This is a genomic window from Streptomyces fildesensis (assembly GCF_016107395.1).
In the GTDB taxonomy this organism is placed as follows: domain Bacteria; phylum Actinomycetota; class Actinomycetes; order Streptomycetales; family Streptomycetaceae; genus Actinacidiphila; species Actinacidiphila fildesensis.
In genome coordinates this window covers 1-261 of record NZ_JAAIKO010000306.1, presented here as the reverse complement: position 1 = coordinate 261, position 261 = coordinate 1, and the positions used below count along the sequence as shown (strand labels likewise).

General features: G+C 42.5%; 1 protein-coding gene. It reads left to right on the top strand.

Going from position 1 to position 261, the window contains the following annotated elements; all coding sequences use genetic code 11:
- Positions 1-261: type I 3-dehydroquinate dehydratase (locus C6N31_RS47410; RefSeq protein ID WP_198359733.1), on the top strand; the 261-nt coding region annotated here is incomplete at both ends.

The window sequence follows — 261 nt, the reverse complement described above, 5'->3', positions numbered from 1 at the left end:
AGTTGTCCCACCTGGCTTTGCACGCCATTAATGGGAAGCTCAGTGGATCAGATGCTGATTGAGATGCAAAAAGCAAAGAAAATTGGTGCAGATATTGTTGAGATCAGGCTAGATTGCTTAAGAAACTTCAATCCCGTGCATGATCTTGAAATTCTTATCAAAAATTCTCCTCTTCCTACTCTAGTCACTTACAGGCCAATTTGGGAAGGTGGTCAATATGAAGGTGATGAGGAGAAGAGGCAGGATGCACTTCGTTTAGCA